At 64.8% G+C, this 22,678-nt stretch carries 22 protein-coding genes; 11 read left to right on the top strand and 11 right to left on the bottom strand.

Annotation, left to right across the window (positions count from 1 at the left end; all coding sequences use genetic code 11):
• On the bottom strand, positions 1-1,674 hold a 1,674-nt coding region (locus ACM43_RS25315; protein ID WP_271543680.1), incomplete at its 3' end, for a chemotaxis protein CheA.
• A gap of 424 nt (positions 1,675-2,098) precedes the next feature.
• On the bottom strand, positions 2,099-2,581 hold the full coding sequence (locus tag ACM43_RS25310) for a response regulator (RefSeq protein ID WP_271543678.1): 483 nt from the start codon (positions 2,579-2,581) through the stop codon (positions 2,099-2,101).
• Between the two features lie 422 nt (positions 2,582-3,003).
• Here ACM43_RS25310 and ACM43_RS25305 point away from each other — a divergent pair, with 422 nt between their 5' ends.
• The 4 genes from ACM43_RS25305 (at position 3,004) to ACM43_RS25290 (ending at position 4,966) form a co-directional block, all read left to right on the top strand.
• Positions 3,004-3,162 carry a hypothetical protein gene (locus tag ACM43_RS25305; RefSeq protein WP_271543676.1) on the top strand — a complete coding sequence of 53 codons (159 nt, stop codon included), beginning with the start codon at positions 3,004-3,006 and terminating at the stop codon, positions 3,160-3,162.
• A 185-nt stretch (positions 3,163-3,347) separates the two neighbouring features.
• Positions 3,348-4,046, top strand: coding sequence for a Crp/Fnr family transcriptional regulator (locus ACM43_RS25300; protein WP_271543699.1), 699 nt, complete (start codon positions 3,348-3,350; stop codon positions 4,044-4,046).
• Between the two features lie 155 nt (positions 4,047-4,201).
• Entirely contained in the window at positions 4,202-4,576 is a 375-nt protein-coding gene (locus ACM43_RS25295) for an Hpt domain-containing protein (RefSeq protein ID WP_271543674.1), read from the top strand.
• Positions 4,577-4,717: 141 nt separating this feature from the next.
• Entirely contained in the window at positions 4,718-4,966 is a 249-nt protein-coding gene (locus ACM43_RS25290; protein ID WP_157286442.1) for a hypothetical protein, read from the top strand.
• Between the two features lie 62 nt (positions 4,967-5,028).
• Here ACM43_RS25290 and ACM43_RS25285 read toward each other — a convergent pair whose 3' ends face one another.
• Positions 5,029-5,670, bottom strand: coding sequence for a helix-turn-helix domain-containing protein (locus tag ACM43_RS25285; protein WP_271543672.1), 642 nt, complete (start codon positions 5,668-5,670; stop codon positions 5,029-5,031).
• A 336-nt stretch (positions 5,671-6,006) separates the two neighbouring features.
• Here ACM43_RS25285 and ACM43_RS25280 point away from each other — a divergent pair, with 336 nt between their 5' ends.
• The 3 genes from ACM43_RS25280 (at position 6,007) to ACM43_RS25270 (ending at position 8,931) form a co-directional block, all read left to right on the top strand.
• Positions 6,007-7,170 (top strand): hypothetical protein, encoded by a 1,164-nt coding sequence (locus ACM43_RS25280; RefSeq protein WP_271543670.1) that lies wholly within the window; start codon positions 6,007-6,009, stop codon positions 7,168-7,170.
• A gap of 251 nt (positions 7,171-7,421) precedes the next feature.
• A complete protein-coding gene (locus tag ACM43_RS25275; RefSeq protein WP_271543668.1) occupies positions 7,422-7,673 on the top strand; it encodes a hypothetical protein in 252 nt (83 codons plus the stop codon).
• 49 nt (positions 7,674-7,722) lie between these two features.
• The gene (locus tag ACM43_RS25270) at positions 7,723-8,931 is read left to right on the top strand and encodes an EAL domain-containing response regulator (protein ID WP_157286446.1); all 1,209 of its coding nucleotides are present in this window, start codon (positions 7,723-7,725) and stop codon (positions 8,929-8,931) included.
• Between the two features lie 42 nt (positions 8,932-8,973).
• Here ACM43_RS25270 and ACM43_RS25265 read toward each other — a convergent pair whose 3' ends face one another.
• Positions 8,974-9,828, bottom strand: coding sequence for an NAD(P)H-dependent oxidoreductase (locus ACM43_RS25265; protein ID WP_271543666.1), 855 nt, complete (start codon positions 9,826-9,828; stop codon positions 8,974-8,976).
• Positions 9,829-9,924: 96 nt separating this feature from the next.
• On the opposite strand from ACM43_RS25265, the gene ACM43_RS25260 reads away from it, so the two are divergent.
• The gene (locus tag ACM43_RS25260; protein WP_271543664.1) at positions 9,925-10,860 is read left to right on the top strand and encodes a LysR family transcriptional regulator; all 936 of its coding nucleotides are present in this window, start codon (positions 9,925-9,927) and stop codon (positions 10,858-10,860) included.
• A 16-nt stretch (positions 10,861-10,876) separates the two neighbouring features.
• Here the strand turns inward: ACM43_RS25260 and ACM43_RS25255 are convergent, their stop codons facing one another.
• Together ACM43_RS25255 and ACM43_RS25250 are read right to left on the bottom strand one after the other, a co-directional pair.
• Complete coding sequence (locus tag ACM43_RS25255; protein WP_271543662.1) at positions 10,877-11,737, bottom strand: DMT family transporter; 861 nt, start codon at positions 11,735-11,737, stop codon at positions 10,877-10,879.
• Between the two features lie 426 nt (positions 11,738-12,163).
• Positions 12,164-13,282, bottom strand: coding sequence for an FAD-dependent oxidoreductase (locus tag ACM43_RS25250; RefSeq protein WP_271543659.1), 1,119 nt, complete (start codon positions 13,280-13,282; stop codon positions 12,164-12,166).
• 593 nt (positions 13,283-13,875) lie between these two features.
• Between ACM43_RS25250 and ACM43_RS25245 the strand changes: the two genes are divergently transcribed.
• Complete coding sequence (locus tag ACM43_RS25245; protein WP_271543657.1) at positions 13,876-15,222, top strand: DUF4365 domain-containing protein; 1,347 nt, start codon at positions 13,876-13,878, stop codon at positions 15,220-15,222.
• Entirely contained in the window at positions 15,219-16,670 is a 1,452-nt protein-coding gene (locus ACM43_RS25240) for an argonaute/piwi family protein (protein ID WP_271543655.1), read from the top strand. The genes ACM43_RS25245 and ACM43_RS25240 overlap by 4 nt, the downstream gene beginning before the upstream one ends.
• Positions 16,671-16,977: 307 nt before the next feature.
• Here ACM43_RS25240 and ACM43_RS25235 read toward each other — a convergent pair whose 3' ends face one another.
• The 4 genes from ACM43_RS25235 to ACM43_RS25220 all read right to left on the bottom strand — a co-directional run bounded on the left by ACM43_RS25235 (position 16,978) and on the right by ACM43_RS25220 (position 20,638).
• Positions 16,978-17,592 carry a GDYXXLXY domain-containing protein gene (locus ACM43_RS25235; protein WP_271543653.1) on the bottom strand — a complete coding sequence of 205 codons (615 nt, stop codon included), beginning with the start codon at positions 17,590-17,592 and terminating at the stop codon, positions 16,978-16,980.
• Entirely contained in the window at positions 17,589-18,860 is a 1,272-nt protein-coding gene (locus ACM43_RS25230) for a DUF2157 domain-containing protein (protein WP_271543651.1), read from the bottom strand. The genes ACM43_RS25235 and ACM43_RS25230 overlap by 4 nt, the downstream gene beginning before the upstream one ends.
• Before the next feature lie 124 nt (positions 18,861-18,984).
• Positions 18,985-19,500: a nuclear transport factor 2 family protein gene (locus ACM43_RS25225; protein ID WP_271543649.1), complete on the bottom strand. Its 516-nt coding sequence runs from the start codon at positions 19,498-19,500 to the stop codon at positions 18,985-18,987.
• A 76-nt stretch (positions 19,501-19,576) separates the two neighbouring features.
• Positions 19,577-20,638, bottom strand: a complete 1,062-nt coding sequence (locus ACM43_RS25220) for an aldo/keto reductase (protein WP_271543647.1) — start codon at positions 20,636-20,638, stop codon at positions 19,577-19,579.
• A 92-nt stretch (positions 20,639-20,730) separates the two neighbouring features.
• Between ACM43_RS25220 and ACM43_RS25215 the strand changes: the two genes are divergently transcribed.
• Positions 20,731-21,633, top strand: a complete 903-nt coding sequence (locus ACM43_RS25215; RefSeq protein ID WP_271543645.1) for a LysR family transcriptional regulator — start codon at positions 20,731-20,733, stop codon at positions 21,631-21,633.
• Here ACM43_RS25215 and ACM43_RS25210 read toward each other — a convergent pair whose 3' ends face one another.
• Positions 21,634-22,614 (bottom strand): Bug family tripartite tricarboxylate transporter substrate binding protein, encoded by a 981-nt coding sequence (locus ACM43_RS25210; protein WP_271543643.1) that lies wholly within the window; start codon positions 22,612-22,614, stop codon positions 21,634-21,636.
• Between the last annotated feature and the right edge of the window lie 64 nt (positions 22,615-22,678).

The raw sequence follows: 22,678 nt of genomic DNA, 5'->3' as shown, positions 1-22,678 counted from the left end.
CAGATGGATCAGCGGCAGCAGCTTGTTGCGGAGCCTGAGCACCGCGGTGTCCTTGATGCGCTCGATGCGGTGCTCGCTATTGGCGCGGGCGCGGACCAATTCCACGACCGAGAGCTGCGGGATCGCAAAGCGGTCGCCGGCGGCTTCGACGATCAGCGCCGAGACGATGGCGAGCGTCAGCGGGATCTTGATGGTGACGGAGCTTCCTTCGCCGGCCACCGACTTGATGTCGATGGTGCCGCCGATCTGGTCGATATTGGTGCGGACCACGTCCATGCCGACGCCGCGGCCCGACACCGAGGTGATGGCAGCGGCAGTGGAGAAGCCCGGCGCGAAGATGAACTTGTGGATCTGGGCCTCGCTCATCTTCTCGAGCTCGGCCTCGGTGACGAGACCGGACGAGAGCGCCTTGGCCTTGATCTTCTCGGTGTTGAGGCCGCGGCCGTTGTCGGCGATGCAGATGATGATGTGGCCGCCCTCGTGATAGGCGGACAGGCGAATGGTGCCCTGCTCGCCCTTGCCGCTGGCGAGGCGCTCGGCGGGGGTCTCGAGGCCGTGATCGGCGGAGTTGCGCACCATGTGGGTGAGCGGGTCCTTGATCAGATCGAGCACCTGGCGGTCGAGCTCGGTGTCGGCGCCGTGCATCTCGAGCTCGATCTGCTTGCCGAGTTCGGATGAGAGGTCGCGGACGATGCGGGGCAGCTTCTGCCAGGCATTGCCGATCGGCTGCATGCGCGTCTTCATGACGCCTTCCTGCAGCTCGGCGGTGACGTTGGAGAGGCGCTGCAGCGGCACCTTGAACTCGGTGTCCTCGTTGCGGCGGGAGATCTCCAAGAGCTGGTTGCGGGTCAGGACCAGCTCGGAGACCATGGTCATCAGGTGCTCCAGCGTATCCACGTTGACGCGGATCGACTGGTTGGCGATGCGGTCGCCCTCGCCCGCCATCTCGTCGGCCATCGACTTCTTCGGCGCGGCCTTCTCCTTGGCGGGCTTTGCGGCTTCCTTCGCCACGGGCGCTTCAGCAGCCGGCTCGGCCTTGACCTCGGCCTTGGCCACGGGCGCGGGCACCGGCGCTTCGATCGCGGTCTCGCGGAAGGCGCGCTCGAGCTCGTCGAGCGAGACCTCGCCCGGACGCAGCGGGCGCTCCAGGGTCTGATCGACCAGCGTGCCCATGGTCATCTCCTTGGCGGGGGCGGCTGCAGCGGTGGGCGCTTCCGGCACCAGCGGCGGAGCTTCGGCGACGGGAGCCGCAGTGCCGGCAGTCGGCATCGGCTGCGCCGAGCCTGACATGGCGACCATGCCCTGCTCGACCATTGCCTCCAGCTTGTCGATGAGATCGCGGTCGTTCCCCTCCGGCTCGGCCTCGGTCGCCTCCAGGCCAGCCAAAATCTCCTTGATGCGGTCGATCGAGGACAGGATCACCGTCACCGCCTCGGCAGTCACAGGCATGCCGTCGCGGAATTTGCCCATCAGGGTCTCGCCGGCATGGGCCAGCGCTTCCAGCCGCGGCAGGCCGAGGAAGCCACAGGTGCCCTTGATGGTGTGGACCAGGCGGAAGATGTTATCCAGGATCTTGGCGTTGTTCGGCTCCTGCTCGAACTTCACCAGCTGATTGTCCACGGTGTCCAGGCTCTCGCTGGTCTCCGTCAGAAACTCCCGCAACAGATCATCCATGAGCTACGCCTTACTGACCCGGGCCGCAAACGCGACGTCCGAGCCACCCTTGGCACGGACGGACGCCCTATTTTGGATCGTTAGACATCCCCTTTCACAGTCCCGTTAATTTCATCCTCCGTGCTACTACGGATTTTGAAGAGAAGTTTGCGGTTCTGCCGCGTGTTGCAGCGCTTTTCGGCAAAGCCATCCCCGCGCCGCAACGGCGGGAGCCGCGCGGTAAACGAGCCACTAATCGCGCGACGAGACGCGTGGGAAAGGCCTGCTCGTGAAGAACGATAGAGCTGGGCCGCAGGCGGTTGGGGCGAGCCGCGCGCAACCGGCGGCGCTCTCGTCGCGCGCGTTCTTGGGCGTTGCCGCGATTTGCGCGTCTACGCTCGAGGTAAACGAAGCGTTACCCCGCGGGAAAGCGGCTCGTGTCGCGCTAACCGAGCTGCACGGCCGTGACAATGTCGGAGCGGGAGCGATGCTCTGCCCGGCAATCGTTGATGGCGGCGAGCAGCGCGTGCGGCGTGAACGGCTTGCGCAGACAGCGCGTGGCGCCGAGCTCCAGCGCCCTCCGCAGGAAGTCCGGCGCGGGCGAGTTCAAATTCGCGAAGGCGTAGCCGGACATCGCGATCAGCGGAATGACCGGAGCCAGCTCGTGGAAGATCCGGATCGATTCGAACCCGCGCATGTGCGGCATGAAGATGTCGATGATCATCAGATCGAATTGCTTGTGCTCGAGGGCGCGCAGTCCGGCTTCACCGCCCTCGGCGATCGTCACCCGAAAATTGTTGCGCTGGAGGTAGACCTCGATGGCCATGCACACCATCGCGTCATCGTCGACGACGAGAATATGGCGCACATCGTCTCGCCCTAATTGTCCTTCCAGTTTCGGCGATTCATCAATTGAATCGTGGGGCATCCTTTCCCCTTTGCTTTCGATGAGAGGTGAAACGAACATTCTTGCGGAAGCAGTCGAGGCGACGCGCGCTGGCCCGATGGCCAGCGCGACTGCAACGCCGTCCGGCTCCTGAGGCCCCCTTGCCGCTTGTTCCTGCGCAATCGTTTCAGGACAGCCGCCTCGTCAGCGAACCAGTGTGCGCTTCTTAATTCCGCCGCAAATGAGACAGGCTGTCTGCCCTCTAACGGGTATATGGACGATGCCACAACCTTTAGGTTAGCATGTTCGCGTCGTGCAACTGAGTGACGAGGGCGGCGCCCAGCGTCCATCGAACCCGCCGGATTGACCTGCATGACCGTGAGCGGCCACCAGCCCAACCAACTGCTGCAACTGCTCGATGCGGCGGATTTCGATCTGCTGCGTCCGCACCTCGCGACGGTTGAATGGTCAGCAAGTCTGTCCTGGGCGAGGTCGGCACTGCGCCGAGACATGTCTACTTCCCGCATAGTGCTTCCGAAGGACAGACGATGGAAATTGCGATGCTGGTCCGCGACAGCGTCGTGCGGGCTGGCGCGGCGCTCGCCGACGGAGCCGCGGCGTGACGGGAGCACGATGCGATCCCTGTATGCCGACGGCACGCGGCGTCGACGCATCGCCAGGGCCGGACAACTTGTCTCAATTGCCAATATGTCCCGCCGCGAAGATGATGGAATTTACCCGCGCACGACGTAAATCCGCGCGTTGCGATTCCCACGTGCAAGGTACGGGGGAGGCAGCTTTGGAAAGCATGGCGCGTCCGTCCAACGGCTTCCTGTCGGCATTGTCGGCGGACGATTATGAATTGATCCGCCCGCACCTGCGAACTGTGGATCTGCCCCACGGAGCGGTGCTGGTCGAGACCGGCGAGACGCTCAGGCGCGCCTATTTTCCTCACCGCGGCGTCATCTCGCTGGTGGTTGAACTGGCCAAAGGCGGGCATGTGCAAGTCGCCATGATCGGCCGCGACAGCCTGCTCGGAACGCTCGCCATGGTGGGCGATGCGTGTGCGTTGAACACCGCGATCGTGCTGGTTCCCGGCGTCGCCTCGGCGGTGGATCTGGACCGCCTGCGCATGGCCGCCGACCAGAGCAGCGTCCTGCGCACGCGGCTCACGCGTCACGGGTTGGCGGTCTACGCCCAGGTGCAGCAGACCGCGGGCTGCAATGCCGCCCATCCGGTGGAGTCGCGGCTGTCGCGCTGCCTGTTGCACACTCATGACCTGTCGGGCGAGTCGCGCCTGGTGCTGACCCAGGAGACCATGGCGCAGATGATCGGGGCCCGGCGCAACAGCGTTTCGCTGGTCGCCAATTCCTTGCAACAAGCCAATGTCATCCACTACAGCCGCGGACACATCCAGATCACCAACCTCGACGGGCTGCGACAGACGGCGTGCGAATGCTACGCCGCCGTGAAGGCCCAGTACGACCGGCTGCTCGGCCCGCCCTGAACGCCGCGCTCGCCTGGTAAACCGCAGGCTAACGCCGGCCTGCAAACACCGGCCATCCTGCTACCGGAACTGAAATTCGAAGGCCGTACACACGCGACATGCCTCGCGCCGCGACGTGCCGCGCGACAACGAACCGGATCAAGGCAGGCAAGGCCATGTTTGACGTCACCGTCGCGCTCGCAAAGGCACTCGATGCCGAACCCGCGCGCGAGCCGCGCGCGTACGAAGCGCTGGTGCGCGAGATCGGCGAGGATGGTGCCGGCGAAGTGCGCGACGTGTTCTGGAGCGAGACCTGCGCGCGCCTGCAATCGTTCCGAACGCTCTCGCCTGCGCAGCACCACGCCAGGATCGCGCGCGAAGCGCATTCGTTGAAGAGCGCGGCCGGAACGTTCGGCTATCTCAGGCTCGCCGCACTGTCGCTGCGGCTGGAGAAAACCGTGGAAAGCCTCGGCGAGGCCGAATTCCGCGCGCTCCTGGATCTGATGGATGCGGCCTACGCCGCCGCGCACGCGCAGGAGCCGCAAGGCTAGCTCGCGTTTGACGTGCAACTTCGCGTGAAAAGCGCCCCGAACTACCGGCGCGTGCACTCCCGCCGTACTTCTACGGTTTGCGATTTTCACAGAAGGCTAATCATAGCTGGCGATAGTCCCGGAAAACCAGGAGGGTTTTCCATGTTCACCTACGAGACCGCAGACCAGAAGGAGGTTCGTCGCTTCCGGATCGCACAGTTCAACGGCCGAATGGCGACGGTGCAGGCCGGCGAGTCGACCGTGACCGGTTTCGTGCGCTCGGTGCTGGAGCAGGAATCGAGCATGCCTCCCCGCTGGACCATCACCATCATTCCGAGCGCGCCGAAGGAAGAGATCAAGCCGCTGCGTCCCGTCTCGCGCGCACGTCCCTTCGCCGAGGATTATTTCTGAGCGCCAAGGGTTTCCAAATTTTCGAAATAGGCGTCGGGTCTCTGCGGGCGACGGGCCCGGCCTCAGTCGATCGAATGCAGCAGTGCCGCACGGACGAGGTCCGCGGTGTTGCGCGCACCGAGCTTGCGCATCGCCTCGGCGCGATGGCTCTCGAAGGTGCGCGGACTGATCTGCATGCGAAGCGCACCCTGCTTGTTCGAGTAGCCTTCGCTGATCAGCCTCAGCACCTCGCGCTCGCGCCTGGTCAGCCGCTTCTGGCCCGACGGGCCGATCAGATCGGCGCTCGGCGGCCGCGGCGGTTGCAGCACGCGGACGGCCTTCGATTCCGCTTCTTCGGACGGGCTGGGCAAGCCGCCCTTGGAGCCGCCCTTGGAGCCGCCCTTGGGCGGGCCGGCGAGCTGCTTGACCAGCCCGCAAACGCGCTCGGTCTGGGCCAGCGCGTTCTCCACCACCCGCTGCAAATAGGCGCGATCGCCGGTCGCGGGGACGAGCTGATCGCTGTGGTGCTTGATCTCGCCCATGTAGAGCAGCAGCGCGGTCAGGGGGCCATTGAGCTCGCGGGCGATGGCAGCCGCCATTTCGTCGGCCGCATTGGCACGCAAGGCGCTCAGGCGGGCGAAATCGGGCTCTTCAGCTGAAGCAGCGCTGCTCTCGTGCCATGCCGACGGCCGCGAATCGGTGGCCGTATCATTCTGTGACCCCATGTCACTCGTTTAGCGGAACCGGGGCGGGTCTGTGATTAACTTTCTGCTCCGTATGACTACGGTGATTTAGGCTCTTTTACGCTGAAATGACGACTTCGGCACAATTTGTGCTTGCGCGGCGTCGCCCGCGACCATGCAACGGTTGAGTTTTCTGCCAAAATCCTGGGCTGGGAAGGGGAAAAGCTCGTCGGCGGCCGCCTTGCTCCGACATCCATCCCCCGGATTTTACGGATTAATTAACGGCGACTTGCTTCTCTAGGGAGGTTGAGAGCGCGCAAATGCCTCCACGCATTGGGTCCGCAAGCCCGCGGGCCACGCTGCGAAAGATTGCGTGCCATGGACGAGATCGACCGGCTATCGGAATTTCTGCAGAGGCTGACGCCGCTGTCGCGCAGCTGTCTGCTCAGCGAGCTCGAACGGCTCGAGCTGTGCGGCATCGACATGCCGGGTTCGGCCGACATCCAGGCCCGCTTGCGCGCCGAATTCCGCAAGGACGGATCGACCCAGGTGCGCGCCACCAGCCCGTCGCGCTATTTCTTCGCGCCGCTCGAGCTGCTGCTGATCGACGGCGCGCCCGAGCATGCCAATATGGGGCGCATCTCGCGCAATACCCTCATCCCGATCTGGGAATGGATCTGCCGCGACCTGCTGCCGACGATGGCGCGCGACTACATCAAGGCGATCGGCGACCAGGTCGCGGCCAACAACCCGAAGGAGGTCCAGAAGATCGCCTCGACCTTCCAGATCAAGGTCGTCAAGGTCCTCGAGAGCACCCTCGCCTCGCCCGAGAGCACTGATGCCGCGCGCGCCAAGCTCGGGCAATACACGGCCTCGCGCACCGCCTTCGACGACGTCTTGAAGATGCTGCATGTGTTGCGCGCCGGCGATGCACTGCCGAAGTTCAACGAGAAGCTGCCCGACAAGATCGCGAAGTTCGACGACGGCCAGGTCGCCCAGATCACCGCGCAGCTCGACGCCTTCAAAAAGGCCCATCCCCAGGCGCTGCCCTTCGCGCTGACGCTGGTGGCGCGACGCCTCAGGACGTCCTGGCAATTGGTGCGGCTTGCCACCCGAGCCGCTGCGAGCAAGGCCGCCGCAGACGTCGCCGCCACCCCCTATGCCTGCGTCGTTCACATGGTGCTCGACCGGCTCGACGACAAGCGCCTCGCGCTTCGTGTCGCACTCCGGCACAACCGGGTGCTGATCGCCCGCGACCTGCTCGCGGACATCTACGACACCGAATATGCGCTCAAGGTCCGCATCGACGGCATCGAGCAATGCGAATGGGGCGTCCGCCTCCAGCAATTGATGGACGCGATCGCGGCGCTGGTCTCCGCCGAGGTGAGCCGCTTCCCTGCCAATGTCGGCCACATTCTCGGCTCGCGGCGGCTGCGCAGCCACGACACGCTCGGCGGCAAGCTGTCCTATCTGGCCTGGAAGGGACGCGACGCGATGCAGGACGGTGCGGCGGCGTTCCGCAAATTGATCGGGCAAACCTAAAGCGTTTGAGCATGATCTTTCCGGAAAACCGCTGCACACTTTTCCGGATCATGCTCTAGACCCGGTTCGGCCACGAAAAACCGTGTGCCGCGCGGCTAGCGCGGCAGGCACAGGAAGCGATCCATGAATCGCCCTGACAGCACGAACCTGAACCACCAATACATCATTCGCCGCATCGACATAGCTGTAATCCTCGACAGCCCTCCACCGGCTCGCGGGAGCTTTAGCGCGAGTGCGGCAACGCGCGTGTGATGTGCTTCACATTCTCGGCCGCCGGCGCGGACCCGTTGTCGCAGAACCGTCGCGAGCGAAAGGCGGCGGTGCGCGCATCGCGGGAAGACGCAAGCGTGAAAGCCGCCGCCGATTCACGTTGCGCCGGCTTCATCGCCGCCTCGCGACAACCGCGCACGCGCGGCGAAGATTTCGTCGACAAATTAGCTCGAATTGCAGGGCTTAACGTTACTCAGATAATTCAAGAACGAAGTGAAGCTCTCCTTATTTGAACCCACGCTCCGCGTTTATGAAACCGTCACGGAACGGGAGTGGTGTACGATGAACGATGGGATGATTGAACTCGTCGGACGAAGGCCTGTGACCTTCGGACGGCGAAAGGTGACGCCGCGCGCCTGCGTGGCCGACAGCAAGCGTCACTTGCGGGCGTTCCTCAGCGAGATCCTCGAGGATCTCGGCTTCGTCACCTGCGAATGTGCCAGCGCCGACGAGCTGAAGACGGTGCTCGCGAGCGAATTGCCGGACCTCATCCTGCTCGGCGTCGCCGCCGACGGCATCGAGCCGGGACGATTCCTCGAAGTCCTGGTGCGTGAGGCATTTGCCGGCAAGGTTCTCGCCGTCGGCGCCCGCGATTCGATCATCGTCAAGGCCGTGCGGCAGGTCGGCGACGAATACGGCCTTGCGATGCTGCCGCCGCTGACCACGCCCTTTGCCGCGGAGACGCTGCGCGAGCGCGTTGCGATGCTGCTGCCGGAGGAGCCGGCGCCGAGCCCGGCCGTGCATGTCGGCGAGGCCTTGCATGCCGGCTGGCTCGAGCTCTGGTACCAGCCCAAGATCGACGCGCGCACGCTGGTGCGCAACGGCGCCGAGGCCCTGGTGCGGATGCGGCATCCGACGTGGGGCGTGGTGCCGCCGGCCTATTTCATCCCGGAGCCGCACGATCCGCATTTTCGCGAGCTGTCGGAGTTTGTGATCGATCGCGCCATGCAGGACTGGCACTATCTTCTGGAGCAACAAAGTCCGGTCGATCTCTCGATCAATCTTCCCGCCGCCTATCTCAGGGAGCCGCAGGCGGTGCGCGATCTCTGCCGCCGCGTGCCGACGCATCCGGCCTTCGGCGGATTGACGGTCGAGATCGACAGCGAGGAGGCGATCCGCGAGCTCGATTTCCTGGCCGAGGTCGCGCGCGAGGTCGGCCTGCACAATATCGGCCTGTCGATCGACAATCTCGGCGCCAACTGGCCGTCGCTGATGGACCTCGACAAGATTCCCTTCGTCAAGCTGAAGGCCGACCGGCAATTCGTCACCGGCAGCGGCGGCGATCGGCTGAAGCGCACAGTGTGCCGTCACATCGTCGAGCTGGCGCAGACCTTTGGCGCGCGCGCTGTGGCGCAAGGGGTCGAGAGCCGCGCCGACCTCATCGCGGCGAGCGAGATCGGCTTCGATGTCGTGCAGGGCTTTCTGTTCGGCAAGCCGATGCCGCTGAAGAAGTTCGCGAAGGCCGCGCTGACGCGGACGGTGATGGGATGAGCGCGCTCCCGGCCTTGAGAGCGCGCCCGTGCAATCCCGCAACTACGCCGTTGCCGCGCGGAGATCCGCCGTCGACCGCATCGCCGCTGGCTTGCTGGGCGCGCCGCTTTCGTCAGCCTGATCGAGGTGGAGCGCGAAACCGCGCGCCCCGGGAGCCTCGAGCCCGGCGCGGAGCTGCATGCTCGGAATGACGTAATCGCCGCCATTCTGGCGCCGATAGGGAATCGGCAAAGTCGTCGCGAGCGTTCTCATGCGCTCGCGCAGGCGTTCGGCCGTCGCGCCGAAAGCGGCTTCATCGAACCTGTCGGCCTGATAGGCCACGAACGGCGGCAGGACGTCATAGCCGGGATAATAAAGAATGCCGTGATTGATCGGAAACAGCAAGTCGTCGATCGGCCCGTTGACCCCGCGAGCGGAATAATGGTCCTGCCAGCCGCCGGCCGTCACGATCAGCATCGCGCGCTTGCCCGCCAAGGTCCCTTCGCCGTAACGGTCGCCCCAGCGCTTGTCGCTGTGCTCGCCGACACCATAGCCGAAGCCGTAGGCGAACACGCGGTCGACCCAGCCCTTGAGGATCGCAGGCATGCTGAACCACCACAGCGGAAACTGCAGAATCAGAGCATCCGCCCACAGCAGCTTCTCGATCTCGCCCTTGACGTCGGCGGTCAGCGTGCCCGCCTCGAACGCCTGCTTGGATGCCGCGGCGACCGCGAGACGCGCATCGACCGGCAGCGACGGAAAGTCGCCGCGGTCGACCTCGGACTTCCAGCCCTCGGCATAAAGGTCGGAGACCCGCACCTCGTGCCCCTGCGCCTCGAGCTCTCTGACGGCGACATCCCGGAGCGAGCCGTTGAGCGAGCGCTGTTCAGGATGAGCATAGACGATCAACACTTTCATGTTCGGGCACCATTGGATTGAGGATTGTGGCTCGGCAGATAGCGCGGTGGCCCGCGATCCGGTAGACGTAGCCGATGGATAAGATTGTGCCGGAAAATGGATAGGTCGGAGGTTACGCTCGAGCGCATGCGCAGCTTCGTGCGCGTCGCCGAGCGCGGAAGCCTGTCCGCGGTCGCGCGCGAGCTCGGGGTCGGCCAGTCCACGGTGACTCGGCACATTCGGGAGCTGGAGCAAGCGGTCGGCGTGCCGCTGCTCACCAGGACCACGCGCAGGGTCACCGTGACGGAGGAGGGCCGCAATTACTACGCGGGCTGCGTGCATATCCTGCGTCTGGTCGAGCAGGCCGGTGATGAAGCGCGCTCGACGCGCGGCGCGCCGGCCGGAACGGTCCGGGTCTCCTGCACCGCTGCGTTCGGCGTGCTCCACGTCAGCCGCTTGATCTTCGCCTTCCAGGACGCTTATCCGGAGGTGTCGGTCGACCTCAGCCTGACCGACGAGCGGATCGACCTCATCAGAGAGGGCGTCGATGTCGCATTGCGTTTGGGACCGCTCGCCGAAAGCTCGATGAAGCTGAAGTCGCTCGGGCAGTCGCGGCGGCTGCTCGTGGCCGCACCCGGCTATCTTGCCGCGCGTGGCCGGCCTGCGCGCCCGCAAGACCTCGCCAAGCACGAGGGCGTTCGGATGTCCAACATCGCCGGCAGCGATGTCCTCGTGCTGCAGGGGCGCCGCGGTGGCCGCCATGCGATCCCCTTCGAGGGGCGGCTGCGCCTTGATCACGGGCTCGCCGCGCGTGAGGCGCTCGCGGCCGGCCGCGGCATTGCGCCGGCGCATCTGTGGCTGGTCAGCGACCTGCTCGCGGACGGCAGCCTCGAACGCGTGCTTCCCGATTATTCGCCGCCGCCGGTGCCGCTGAACATGCTGATCGTGCCGGAGCGGTCCGGCATTGCGCGCGTGCGCCTCTTGGTCGATTTCCTCGCCGGGGAGATCGCGCGACTACCGGGGATCGAAAGGCCTCAATCCGGCAGGAAATAAAGCGAGCGGGTGGCCCTCAAGCAAAGCGCCGTGCGAAGAAGACGCAGGCGACGACGATCGCGGTCGCTAGAATCATGCTTCCCGCGACCGGCTCGCCCAGCAGCAAACCTGCGAGCGCCAGACCAAAGAACGGCTGCAGCTGCTGCAGCTGGCCGACGCGGGCGATGCCGCCGACGGCGAGCCCGCGGTACCAGAAGATGAAGCCGACGAACATGCTGAAGACGGAGACATAGGCGAGCCCGATCCAGGCGGGCACAGAGATGCCGCTCCAGACCGGCGGCCACGTCAGCACTGCGAGCACCAGCATCAAGGGCAGCGCGAGCAGCAGCGCCCAGGAGATCACCTGCCAGCCGCCGAGGCGGCGCGACAGCGCGGCGCCCTCGGCATAGCCGAGGCCGCACAGCACGATCGCGGCGACCATCAAGAGATCGCCGGTGAGCGAGGCCGCGTCGTCGCCGGTGAGGGCAAAGCCGGCCACCGTGGCGCTGCCGAGACCAGCGAACAGCCAGAACAGCGGCCGCGGCCGCTCGCCGCCGCGTAGCACGCCGAAGATCGCGGTCGACAGCGGCAACAGGCCGATGAAGACGATGGAGCGCGCCGAGGTGATGTGCTGGAGCGCGAGCGCCGTCAGCAGCGGAAAGCCGACCACGACGCCGATGGCGACGATGGTGAGCGAGGCGAGATCACGGCGCTGCGGCCGCGCCTGCCGGAGCACGGCGAGCACCGCCGCCCCGATCAGCGCCGCGATGACCGCGCGCGCCGAGGTCAGGAACAGCGCCGAGAAGCCGCCGACCGCCACCCGCGTCGCCGGCAGCGAGCCGCTGAAGATGATGACGCCGAGAAGCCCGTTGCCCCAGCCGCTGGCCGAAGAGTGCATGTTGGTCTCGCTTGGGTAGGGGCCGGCGGATCGGGCCGCGGCGGTTGAACGCGTCGCGTGATGGCATGGAACAACAAAAGTTCGAAAACAACCCCATGCACAGTAGACGGGGGTTGCAAGATCAATGGGTTAGGTGGGGGGCGGGATCGGGCGCGCGTCGGGCGGGGTTTCGGGAGGCAAAAAGTCTAGTAAACGTGGTTTGTCGCGGCTGTTCGGCGCATCGGTGCAAGCCGACGAGATTGGCGGCGAGCGGTGTCGCCCATTCCGAATGACGTCTCCTGTCATTTGCTTCGTCGGGCAAAACAGGAGCATAGTGGCATCATCGCAGGAGGTCGGACAGGCAGGGCTTTCGCCCGGGTCTCTTGAAGGCGTCTGCCGCCGGACGGTGCGCGTTTTGTGCACTGTCAACGCAACATCCAGTACCGCTCAGGCGAATTGAGAATAGCGGGAAAGCTGAAAGAACGGTTCTGCCTGATAGGACGGATCGGTGGCAAGGCGAGCAAGCCTTTGCCCGATGGCGGGCGCGAACTTCGCACCGTGGCCCGAACACGCGGAGCAGACGATCAGGCGGGAATCCGGCCAGCGATCGATGATGAATTCCTCGCCCGCGTCTAGCAGGCGGTCGGCGGGCGCACTATTGGTGTAGAGGCAGACGTCGCGATCGATGATCGGCCCGGCCGCGCCGGGGACGAGGGCGGCCAATGCTTCGCCGATCGGGCGGAGCTCGGCATCGGTGGCCTGCGGACCCCAGTCGTCGGGGCCGACCACGGGCCCGTGGTTGTGAGGCGCAGCTTTGACGCCGCGCTGTTCGAAGTCCGGAAAGCCGTAGACCGTATCGTTCGGACCTCGGTCCAGAATGAAGATCGGGAAACGACCGAGCGCCACAGTGTCGGGGCGGGCCGGATCGAACCAGCCGACCGCCTGTCGGGTCACGTTCAGCAGCGCGCCTAGTCGCGGGAGCGCGCGACCGAGCCATGGGCCCAGCGCCAGTATAGCCCGCTCGGCGAAGAACTCTTCGGTCGCTGTGCGGATCGACACGCCGTCGCGGTGCGGCGCGAAGCTCGCGCGTTCCGCAATCACGCGGTTCCCGGCGCGTGCGCGCATCAGTTTCATGACCACCTCGGTCCGCAGGATCGCGCCGCCGTCCTGGACGACGACGTCCCAATCGTCAGGCAGGGTGAAAGCCGGAAATTCCTTGTTCGCTTGAGCCGCGGTCAACATCGGATCCGGCCGCCCATTCGCGATCGCGGCCGCGCCCGAGGACGCCACCATGGCGGAGCCGGGGCGGCCGGCCTCCAAAACAGGGGTTTCCGTCAGAACCGTTTGACCGCTTTCGCTCTGCAGCCGGATCCAGCCGGCATGAGCCTCGTCGCTCAGGCTGGTGTAGTTGGGGTTTTCGAAATTGAAGCGACGGAAAATGCGACATGAACCATGTGACGAGCCTCGATCCGAACCTGCTGCGACAGGGTCGAAGCCGAGCGCATCGACGCCGGCATCCAGCAATGCGCCCAGCGCTGCTCCGCCCATGAGCCCCAGACCCAGCACGGCAACTTCGCATTTTCGCATGAAGGCCTCGCGAGCGATGCTACGACGCGCCGATCATCTTGGTGATTTCGCGGGTTGACAAGGTCGACGGGAGGGCGGTTACGGCCGGCATCGACAACGCCGTATTAGATCAATGGTGCCGCATCGGCGCCATCAGGTCCGTTCCTGTCATCGATGGCCTGCTCGCGGCGACGGCGCTAATGCACGATCTGACGCTGGTGACGCGGAATGATCGGGACGTTGCGGGGCTGGGGGTGAGGGTGGTGAATCCTTTCGAGTGACGGGCATATTGCTCATTGCAGGCCCAATTCAGTCGCGCTTGCCAAACGGCCTTATCATTCGGCGCATTGTCGCCCTAGCGGCCGGTTTTCGAATCACACTGAGTACCCGTTTGACCCGTCGGGTAAAACAGGAGCATGATGCCATCATTGCAGAGCGTACGATTGACAAGGTCCCCCTAGACATTCGGAACATAGGCAATCCGCTTCCCTTCAGCGTCATCCTGGAAGCAACCTAAGGGCTGCGCGGCCTCGACAGGCGCGGCGCTCCTACGTCGAGAAGAAACTGAGCAAAACCCGAGACGGAGATGAGGCTTGAAGAAGATCGGGCGCAGCGACATCATCGGACAGAGAGGCATGTCTCTCATCGAGGGGGTCGTGCTTTCGATGGGCTTTATGTTCTACCCGACTGGTGGCGTTGAAGCGGGCATAGACGGCTTCATCGAGTTACGCGACACCGATACCGGCGAAGTAGGTAATTTGCTCCTGCAGGTACAGGGTAAGGCGACGGAGCGCGAACGACTGCAGGGCGACACAGGGGATACGTTCGAATTCCCATGCTCGGACGCTGACATTGCGTATTGGACCCAGGGCACGGCTCCGGTTCTTCTGATAGTCGCTTCGCTGAACGAGGGGAAAGCCTACTGGAAATCGATCAAGGAGTGGTTCGCCGACCCAGAGCGCATGAAGTCCCGCAAGGTCGTATTCGACAAGGCCAAGGACGAATTCACGCGAGCCTCCAAAGCTGCGCTGGTGTCGGTCGCAGCAGCGGTCAGGCCGGGCGCCTCGGGACCGAGCGTGAGGAAGAGCGAACAACTTCTCTCGAACCTTCTGGGGGTAAATTTCGCATCTAAGCTCTACTGGGCTCCGACTCCGCAATCGAACGATAAGACATTCGGAACTGCGCTCAGGGAGTTGGAGAAGAACGCGGGCAGCGAGTGGATCGTAAGGTCCAAATCGGTTCTGTCATTCCATCCCTTAGATGAATGGCCCTGGAATAAGCTCTGCGAATGGGAAGCTATGGAGGAATTCGACGTCGAAGAGTGGTCGAACAGCGATGACGAGGACCGGCAGCGCGACTTTGTAGCTCTCCTGAACAGGGCCATCGGCGAGTTCGTCAGACCGCAACTTTATCACGATCGCGATTCGGGTGTCTTCTATTTCCGAAAGCCGCGGGAACGGGACAACCTGAACTTCGCTTATCGCAGCCTGCAGAACACGACCACACGGCGCGTAGTGGGCCGCTACGGCAAGAAGAAGATAGATCCAACGAGGGCAGCTTACTGGCGCCATTCCGGCTTCATGCACCGCTTTGTCAAAATGGCTGGAAAGTGGCTCGTCGAAATTACCCCGACATACCACTTCACGCACAACGGCGAGGATGCGGACGCATTCGCAGGCGAGAGGCTCAAGAAAATCAAGGAGATCGAAAATAATGCCGCCGTAATGGGACAATTCGTGATGTGGCGCGATTTTCTCCTTACACATCGCACCGAGGATCTGCTTACTCAGCGCTATCCCTTTCTCTCCTTCAGCGCGACGGACCTGTTGGAGCTCGACATCGGCGTTCCGGACGAGCTCTGGAAATCGCAGGAATCGGATCCGTCCTCGCCACTGTTCGAATACGCGCTCTCCGGCGAGACCGTAGAGGACGTCTCGTGAAGCTGACTCATCTTAGCGAGCCGAAACTCGAGTTCGGGGGCGCGTTCCGACATCCCGACATACGCTTCGGAATCATGGACTATGGTCCGTTCGACGCGGGAATGGAAGGGGCGCCGAGACGCATCAAGCTGGGCATCGTTGGCAGCGCGGAAACCGTGGAAGGCACTGCGAAACTGATCGAACGATTCGCCACGGGCTTTCCGGCAAAGCAAAGCCGTCAGCCCAATCTATTTCCGCCGTTTCCCGGTGTGGATTTTGAAACCACGTTCCGGTGCGAGTTCATCACGTCTAGCGAGTTGCAGCGCGTGATGCCACCTCGCGAGATCGCAAGATTGGCCGCAATACCCGGGCAGCGGGAGGTCACTCAGGCGACCGTCGAAACCATCTCGACCGAGATCAGCGCCCTGTCCGAACGCACGGTGAAGCCGGACGTCGTTCTCGTCGCGTTGCCCGTCGAGATCATTGAGCGCACCTACAATGCGCGCGAAGTCGTCGGAAATGATGACGACGACGTGACGGAGGCAGGACCGACTCTGGACTTCCGTGGTATGCTCAAGGCCGCCTGCATGCGATTGAGGCTGCCAATTCAGTTGCTTTGGCCGACGACTTTCGATCCTTCGTTTAGGATTCCGAGAAAGCTGAAAGAGAGTAGCGAGAGGCGAACCCAAGATCCCGCCACCATCGCTTGGAATCTCTTGACGGCGACCTACTACAAGGCGGGAGGTTTGCCTTGGCGCCTATCTCGCGACGCGCGGCAGTTACGTACTTCTTTCGTCGGGCTGAGTTTCTACCGGTCCTTGGACGGCGAACAAGTTCACACAAGCACGGCCCAGATGTTCGATGAGCGCGGCGAGGGCTTGATCCTACGCGGCGGCCGGATGGTAGAAAGTGAGGAAGATCGCAAGCCGCACCTAACCGCAAGCGACGCATATGAACTACTGCGAAATTCGCTCAAGGTGTTCAGGGATCAGCACGGGCATTGGCCGGCCCGCGTCGTCCTTCACAAGACATCACGGTTCGACCGCAACGAACTCGACGGCTTCCACAAGGCGATCGACGAACGCGATATCGACTATGCGGATTTCGTTTGGGTACAGAAGTCTATGACCCGCCTCTATCGGCTCGGCGTCTATCCGCCGCTCCGCGGTACGCTGCTTCGCATCGACAAGGACCAAGCACTTCTCTACACGCGGGGCAGCGTCGAATTCTTCCGCACCTATCCGGGGATGTACGTTCCACGGCCCCTGATGCTGCGCTGCCAAGCACTGGGGCAGCCGCTTCAACACGTGGCGGAGGAGACGCTTGCGCTCACTAAGATGAACTGGAACAATACGCAATTCGACAACGGTATGCCAATTACGATCGCCGCGGCGAGGCACGTGGGCGAAGTACTGAAGTACGTTCCGGAAGGCGTGGAGATCGCGCCTAGATACAGCTTCTACATGTGAATGATGCGTCCAATTCGGAAACGGCTCGCCGCGTGCAACCGGTCGATGTTTCTGCGCAGCGCGCGGGAGCAGGTCTCGCCCCGAGCGGCGTCCACCTGAAGAATCTTCAAGGTGCACATCAGTATGGCGGAGAGGGAGAAGGGTTCGAACCCCGCGATGGCCTGCACCTACCCCGCGTTACGAGTGCGGTGCACTCAACCACTCTGCCACCTCCCCTGAAGGCGCCATTGAGAGACTGCGGACCCTCTCGCAAGCGGAAGAGGTGAACAAACGCCGCGGCAATCGATCCACCCAATCCCATCCCGCCCTAATACAACGGCTCCTCATACACCCGCTCGCCATCCAGCAGCAGCCGCTTGATCGCCGCGCGGCCGGAGGGCAGCACTGCGGCGACGATCCGGAGCTTCTGCTGGTTGCGGGCATCCTCGAGCTTCTTGCCCTCGCCTTCGGGCACGAAATAGCTTTCGAGGCCGTATTTGATCGGCAGCTTGTCGCAGAAGCGGCGCCGGTCGTCGCCACAGGATCCGCCGTAATTTCCGACGCGGCCGCGGATCAGCACTTCGGGGGCGGTGACGGGGACAGGCTCGGGATGCACCGATACGGCTTGATAGAGGCCGTTCGCATTGGGCGCGAGCTTGACGAAGATTTCGGGATGGCGCGCATCGGCGGGCTTGCCGGCGAGCGGGCCGGCCGGCACTTGCGAGATCTCGTAGCTGAGGACGACATAGTCGCCGCGCAGGAGATCGCGGGGATCGACCGGCTGCGTCTGCAAGGTCACCTCGACGCCTTCGCGCAGGATCTGCATGCGGTCGGCCACCATCAGCGCCAGCAACGCAGATTGCAGAAGGACGGCGGTGCCGAACAGCACGGCTTTGGGGATGCGCTGCCAGAACGCGGTGAGCGAAGCGATCAGCCCTTTCATCGCGCGGTCCTCGGCAGCATGCGGCCCATCGCGGTGGCAAAGGCGACGGCTGCGACGCCCGCCACTGCCAGGAAGACCGAGCGGCGCAGCAGCGAGCCCTTCACGGCCCAGGTGATGCCCGCGACCACGCCGGCGATGCCGAGCCAGCCGGCGACGATGCGCGGGCGCACATCGTCGAGCATGCCTGATACGACGAGGCACAGCATGGCTGAGAGCAGCGCGGCATAGGCGAACCAGGGCTCGCCGGCCGCAGGCGCCGGCCACAGCGGCGCGGCGAGCAGCACGAGGGCGATCGCGCCTGCCGCCAGCACTTCACCGGGGCGGCGGGTGAGCGCGGCGGACGCAAGCGCAAGGATCACGCCGGCGGCGCCGCAGACGATCGCCCACATCGGCTGCACTGAGGCCTTCGCGGTCCTGACGTGGATGATGTCGTCGACGGTCGTCACTTCGAGGAAGGCAACGCCAGCCAGCGACAGCGCGCCATAGACCGACAGCACGCCGCCGAGGCGGAGCGCGCGCGGCGACGATGTCGCGGCGACCGCGAGCCCGGCGCCGAACGCCAGCGCCGCGCCGTTGGCGAGCAGGAAGGACGGCTGGGCGCCATCGAGCTCGAAGCGAAGCGAGGTCGCGATCCACCACGGCAGCAGCGCGAGCGCGACGAGATGGGCCGCGACGCGCGAATTCCAGGCGAAGGCCGTCGCGGCGGCGACGAGCCAGACGATCAGGAACGGAAGATGCAGGATTTCGGGCGCATCATAGGTCCGCATGCAGGTCCAGATCGAGGCGGCGACGAGGCCGACCGCGAGCGCGCCGCGCGAGCCGGTCAGAAGCGCCGCGGCAAACGCGCCGATTGACCACAGCAGCATGCCGCCGGCAAAATCCTCGCCGAGATGGTACATCTGCCCGACCAGCGCGATACCGGCACCGAAGATGATGGCACCGACGCTGGCGCAGAGATCGGCGAGAACGTCGCGGCCGCGCGCGGCAAACCACGCGCCGAGGCCGCCGGCGAGGACCATTCCGGCGATCAGGATCGCAAACCGCGCCAGGCGCGCGATCTCGGTCCAGTGCGCCGCCACGAAGGCGAGGAACGCCGCGGCGATCAAGAGGCCGCCGAGGATGCCGACGACCACGGCGATGCTGATGCCGGGCGGAAGCGGCGGCAGCGCAGTGCGGATGGCGGCGGCCGCCGCCGGCGCAATCACGCCGTCGGCCTCCCATCGCGCAAGATCGGCTTCGAGGCGCTGCCGGTAGGTTTTGTCGAACATCGTGGTGGGGTCACCTGGGATCGCGCCGGATGGCGGGACCTTGCTAGGTCGGATCGTGCGGGCGATGGGTTCAACCGGGCACTGTCTGCGGGCTTGCTCCGCCTCTCCCGCTTGCGCAGCCGCCCTATTGGGCCGGCGCAGGAATACGCCGCAGGACGTCGTCATAGGGTGCGAGGTCGAGATAGGCCGTGACCTCCGCCGCCTTGCCGTCCTGCATCAGCAGGATCCACGCATAGCTGTTCGCGTAAGGCTTGCCGTCGCGCGCCACGCCGCTGCCTTGCCAATGCGCGATGACGTGGTCGCCATCAGCGAAGATCCTCACGGAAGTGGGGCGGACCGGTGTCGACAACCGGCTCGCGAACGGGCGGACCGCGCGATCGATGAAGACATCGCGGCCTCTGAACTCGCCGGCGCTTGGACCGGATCCCCTAATGCGCCAGACAACGTTCTCGTGCAGCAGGTCATTGAAGAAGGTGGTGCCTCCCGCCGCCCATCGATCGAACGCATCAGTGACGATCCGCTTGTTGTCGTCCTGCACGGAATTGGCCTGTCCGCAAGGTGCGGCCGTCGTCAGGGTGGAAGCGGTGACGATGACCGCGTAGACGCAGGACGCAAGCGCGCGGTTGAGCATGGTTGTCATTGGTGTCTCCCTTTCTGGTGCAACATGTCGTCTGCCCCGAAGTGATGCACGCAGGTCGGTCGCGTCGTTGCTCGACCTACCCGCGCCGCGCGACGGCGGCGCCGCCAAAGATGAGCTGCTCGACCATCGGGCGGCGCAGGAAGCGGCCTGGAAAAATGGGATCGGGCGCGGTCGCCTGGTCGAGGCGCGCCATCTGTTCAGGCGACAGCGATATCCCGACCGCACCGAAATTGTCTTCCGCCTGCTCCAGCGTGCGGGCCCCGATCACCGGCGCGGTGACTGCAGGATTGGCCAGCGTCCATGCGATGGCCACCTGCGAGGACGTGGCGCCGAGCTCCCAGGCGACGGATCGCACCACCTCGGCCGCGTCCAGCGATCGCTCGTTGAGAAGGCCTGAGGAGGCGATGATCGAGGCGCGCGTCGTTCCGACGGCGCGTTCCTGGGAATCCCTGAGATCAGCCCTTGTGTACTTGCCGGTGAGCACGCCGCCGCCAAGCGGCGACCAGGGCAGCACGCCGAGGCCAAGGCTCGCCGCCAGCGGAATGAGCTCATGCTCGATGGTGCGCTCGACCAGATTGTATTCGATCTGCAGGGCAACGAAGGGCGACCAGCCGCGCAGGTCTGCGATCGTCTGCAGCTGTGCAATGCGCCAGGCCGGCGTGTTGCAGATGCCGACATACAAAACCTTCCCGCTGCGCACGAGATCGTCCAGGCTGCGCATCACCTCATCCGGCTGCGTCGTCCCATCCCAGCCGTGGAGATAGAGCAGGTCGATGCGATCGGTGTCGAGCTGCCGCAGGCTCTGCTCCACGGAACGAACCATGTTGAGCCGGTGGTTGCCGCCGGAATTGGGGTTGCCGGGATCGCGGGCCATGGTGAACTTGGTGGCGAGCACGAGACGGTCGCGCTTGTCGCGGGCGAACTGGCCGACGAGGCGCTCGGACGCGCCGTTGGTGTAGTTCACCGCGGTGTCGATGAAATTGCCGCCGCGGTCGACGTAGAGGTCGAATATCCGGCGCGCCTCGCCGGCATCGGCTCCCCATCCCCACTCGGTCCCGAAGGTCATCGTGCCCAGGGCAAGGGGAGATATGCGCAGGCCGGAGCGGCCAAGCAGGCGGTATTGATCGAGCGACGTCATCAGAGCCTCCTTCGTATGGCTCGGAGATAGTCCCCGCTGAGAGGTGAGAGAAGTTGGCCAATGATGACTGGGGTGGTAAGCCTAGCTAACCAATGAGCACCGACCTGAACCTCGTCGCCGTCTTCATCGCGGTCGCGGAAGCGAAGAGCTTCCGTGGCGCCGCCGAGCGGCTAGGGGTGACCCGATCCGCCGTGAGCCAGGCCATCCGACGCATGGAAGACCAGCTGGGCGTGGCTCTCGTGCAGCGAACGACGCGCAGCGTCAGTCTGACCGAAGCCGGCCTGCGCTTGCACGAGCGCGTGGCCCCGGCGGTCGCCGAAGTCGAACGGGCGATCAACGGCGCCCGCGACCGGGACGCGCAGCCGACGGGGCAGCTGCGCCTCGCCGTCTCGTCGATCGCCGAGCGATTCATTCGCGGTCCGTTGCTGGCCGAGTTCACGCAGGCCAATCCCGGCGTGCAGGTCGACGTGACCGTGACCGATGAGGAATTCGACATCGTGGCCGAGGGCTTTGATGCCGGCGTCCGGCTAGGCGAAGTGATCGAGCAGGACATGATCGCCGTGCCTGTTTCGGGCGATCAGCGCCAGCTGGTGGTGGCAGCTCCGGCCTATCTGGAGCGGTTCGGCGCGCCCTCGCACCCGCGCGAGCTCTCACAGCATTGCTGCATCGGCTGGCGGCCGGCGCCGCACGTCGCCCCCTACCGCTGGGAATTTGCGGAAGGGGGGCGCGAGTTCGATGTCGCGGTGGAGCCGAGGATCACGACGAACGACATGTGGGTGATGGTGCGGACCGCCTGCGCGGGCGGCGGGCTGACCTTCGGCATGGAGGAGACGTTCAGGCCGTATATCGAACGCGGAGAATTGGTGCCCCTGCTGCAGGAATATTGCCCGTTCTTCCCCGGCTTCTTCCTCTACTTTCCGGATCGGCGGAATCTTCCGCCGAAGCTGCGCGCGCTGGTCGATCACGTGCGTTATCGGCCGGGCGGAAAGCGATAACTAGTTCGCCTTGATCCCGGCCTCGCTGATCAGCTTGCCCCATTTCGTGCTTTCGCTGTCAATGAAGCGGCCGAACTGTTCGGGCGAGGTCGGCGCAGGCTCCGCGCCGAGGGTCCGGATCTTCTCCGCCACGGCAGGATCCTTCAGCGCCTTGGTGAAGGCCTCGTTCAGCCGGGCGATGACCTCCGCAGGCGTGCCGGCGGGAGCAACGAGCCCGAACCAGCCGACGGATTCGAAACCGGCAAGGCCGCTCTCGGCCAGCGTCGGCACGTCGGGCAGGGATGACAGGCGGCGCGCGGAGGACACGCCGATCGCGTTGAGCTTGCCGTCGAGGATCAATTGTCGCGATGCCGGAATATCCAGCACCGCGAACGGGACATGGCCTGCGAGAACATCGACCGCCGCCGGCGCCGTCCCGCGATACGGCACCAGCTCCATCGCGATCCCGCTTTTCTGAGTGAACAGCGCGGCGGTCAGATGCATCGCCGTGGAGTTGCCGCCATGCCCGATCGAGAGCCCACCCGGCTTCGCCTTGGCGAGCGCGATCGTCTCCGCAGGTGTGCGCGCCGGGATGTTCGCGGATGCGACCAGCACAAAGGGAATTTCCGCGAGCAGGCTGATGGGCGCGAGATCCTTCAGCGCGAACGGCATGGAGGCATTGAGGTGCGGATTCACCGTCAGCGCGCCTGCCGGCGCCACGCCCAGCGTATAGCCGTCGGGCTTCGCCTGCGCGACCGCGGCCATGCCGATGTTGCCGCCGGCGCCGGCGCGGTTCTCGATCACCAGGCCCTGCTTGAGCTCGGCGGTGACCAGCGGCTCGAGCGCGCGGATGACCGTGTCGGCGCTGCCGCCGGGCGGGAAGGTCACGATGATCTTGATCAATTGCTCGGGATAGGCGGCTCGGGCTGCCGCCGGCGGCAACAGTGCGAAAGCGGCGGCCGTCAGCGCGGCCAGGATGCGGCGTCTTGCAACGTGAAACACGGTCTCCTCCTTGCGTTCTGTTCTTGAAACCAACCTGGCGAGCTGCGCCGCCAGGCCGTCCGCT

Source organism: Bradyrhizobium sp. CCBAU 45321 (assembly GCF_028128975.1).
GTDB lineage: Bacteria > Pseudomonadota > Alphaproteobacteria > Rhizobiales > Xanthobacteraceae > Bradyrhizobium > Bradyrhizobium yuanmingense.
This window is presented reverse-complemented; position numbering and strand designations above follow the sequence as displayed.

What these genes read in the sequence shown, in the direction of transcription:
- ACM43_RS25215 (WP_271543645.1), top strand. Translation starts at nt 20,731, where the DNA reads ATGAGCACCGACCTGAACCTCGTCGCCGTCTTCATCGCGGTCGCGGAA.
- ACM43_RS25225 (WP_271543649.1), bottom strand. Translation starts at nt 19,500, where the DNA reads ATGACAACCATGCTCAACCGCGCGCTTGCGTCCTGCGTCTACGCGGTC.
- ACM43_RS25265 (WP_271543666.1), bottom strand. Translation starts at nt 9,828, where the DNA reads ATGAAAGTGTTGATCGTCTATGCTCATCCTGAACAGCGCTCGCTCAAC.
- ACM43_RS25255 (WP_271543662.1), bottom strand. Translation starts at nt 11,737, where the DNA reads ATGCACTCTTCGGCCAGCGGCTGGGGCAACGGGCTTCTCGGCGTCATC.
- ACM43_RS25295 (WP_271543674.1), top strand. Translation starts at nt 4,202, where the DNA reads ATGTTTGACGTCACCGTCGCGCTCGCAAAGGCACTCGATGCCGAACCC.
- ACM43_RS25285 (WP_271543672.1), bottom strand. Translation starts at nt 5,670, where the DNA reads ATGGGGTCACAGAATGATACGGCCACCGATTCGCGGCCGTCGGCATGG.
- ACM43_RS25230 (WP_271543651.1), bottom strand. Translation starts at nt 18,860, where the DNA reads ATGTTCGACAAAACCTACCGGCAGCGCCTCGAAGCCGATCTTGCGCGA.
- ACM43_RS25270 (WP_157286446.1), top strand. Translation starts at nt 7,723, where the DNA reads ATGAACGATGGGATGATTGAACTCGTCGGACGAAGGCCTGTGACCTTC.
- ACM43_RS25275 (WP_271543668.1), top strand. Translation starts at nt 7,422, where the DNA reads ATGTGCTTCACATTCTCGGCCGCCGGCGCGGACCCGTTGTCGCAGAAC.
- ACM43_RS25290 (WP_157286442.1), top strand. Translation starts at nt 4,718, where the DNA reads ATGTTCACCTACGAGACCGCAGACCAGAAGGAGGTTCGTCGCTTCCGG.
- ACM43_RS25235 (WP_271543653.1), bottom strand. Translation starts at nt 17,592, where the DNA reads ATGAAAGGGCTGATCGCTTCGCTCACCGCGTTCTGGCAGCGCATCCCC.
- ACM43_RS25220 (WP_271543647.1), bottom strand. Translation starts at nt 20,638, where the DNA reads ATGACGTCGCTCGATCAATACCGCCTGCTTGGCCGCTCCGGCCTGCGC.
- ACM43_RS25280 (WP_271543670.1), top strand. Translation starts at nt 6,007, where the DNA reads ATGGACGAGATCGACCGGCTATCGGAATTTCTGCAGAGGCTGACGCCG.
- ACM43_RS25310 (WP_271543678.1), bottom strand. Translation starts at nt 2,581, where the DNA reads ATGCCCCACGATTCAATTGATGAATCGCCGAAACTGGAAGGACAATTA.
- ACM43_RS25260 (WP_271543664.1), top strand. Translation starts at nt 9,925, where the DNA reads ATGGATAGGTCGGAGGTTACGCTCGAGCGCATGCGCAGCTTCGTGCGC.
- ACM43_RS25300 (WP_271543699.1), top strand. Translation starts at nt 3,348, where the DNA reads ATGGCGCGTCCGTCCAACGGCTTCCTGTCGGCATTGTCGGCGGACGAT.
- ACM43_RS25305 (WP_271543676.1), top strand. Translation starts at nt 3,004, where the DNA reads ATGGTCAGCAAGTCTGTCCTGGGCGAGGTCGGCACTGCGCCGAGACAT.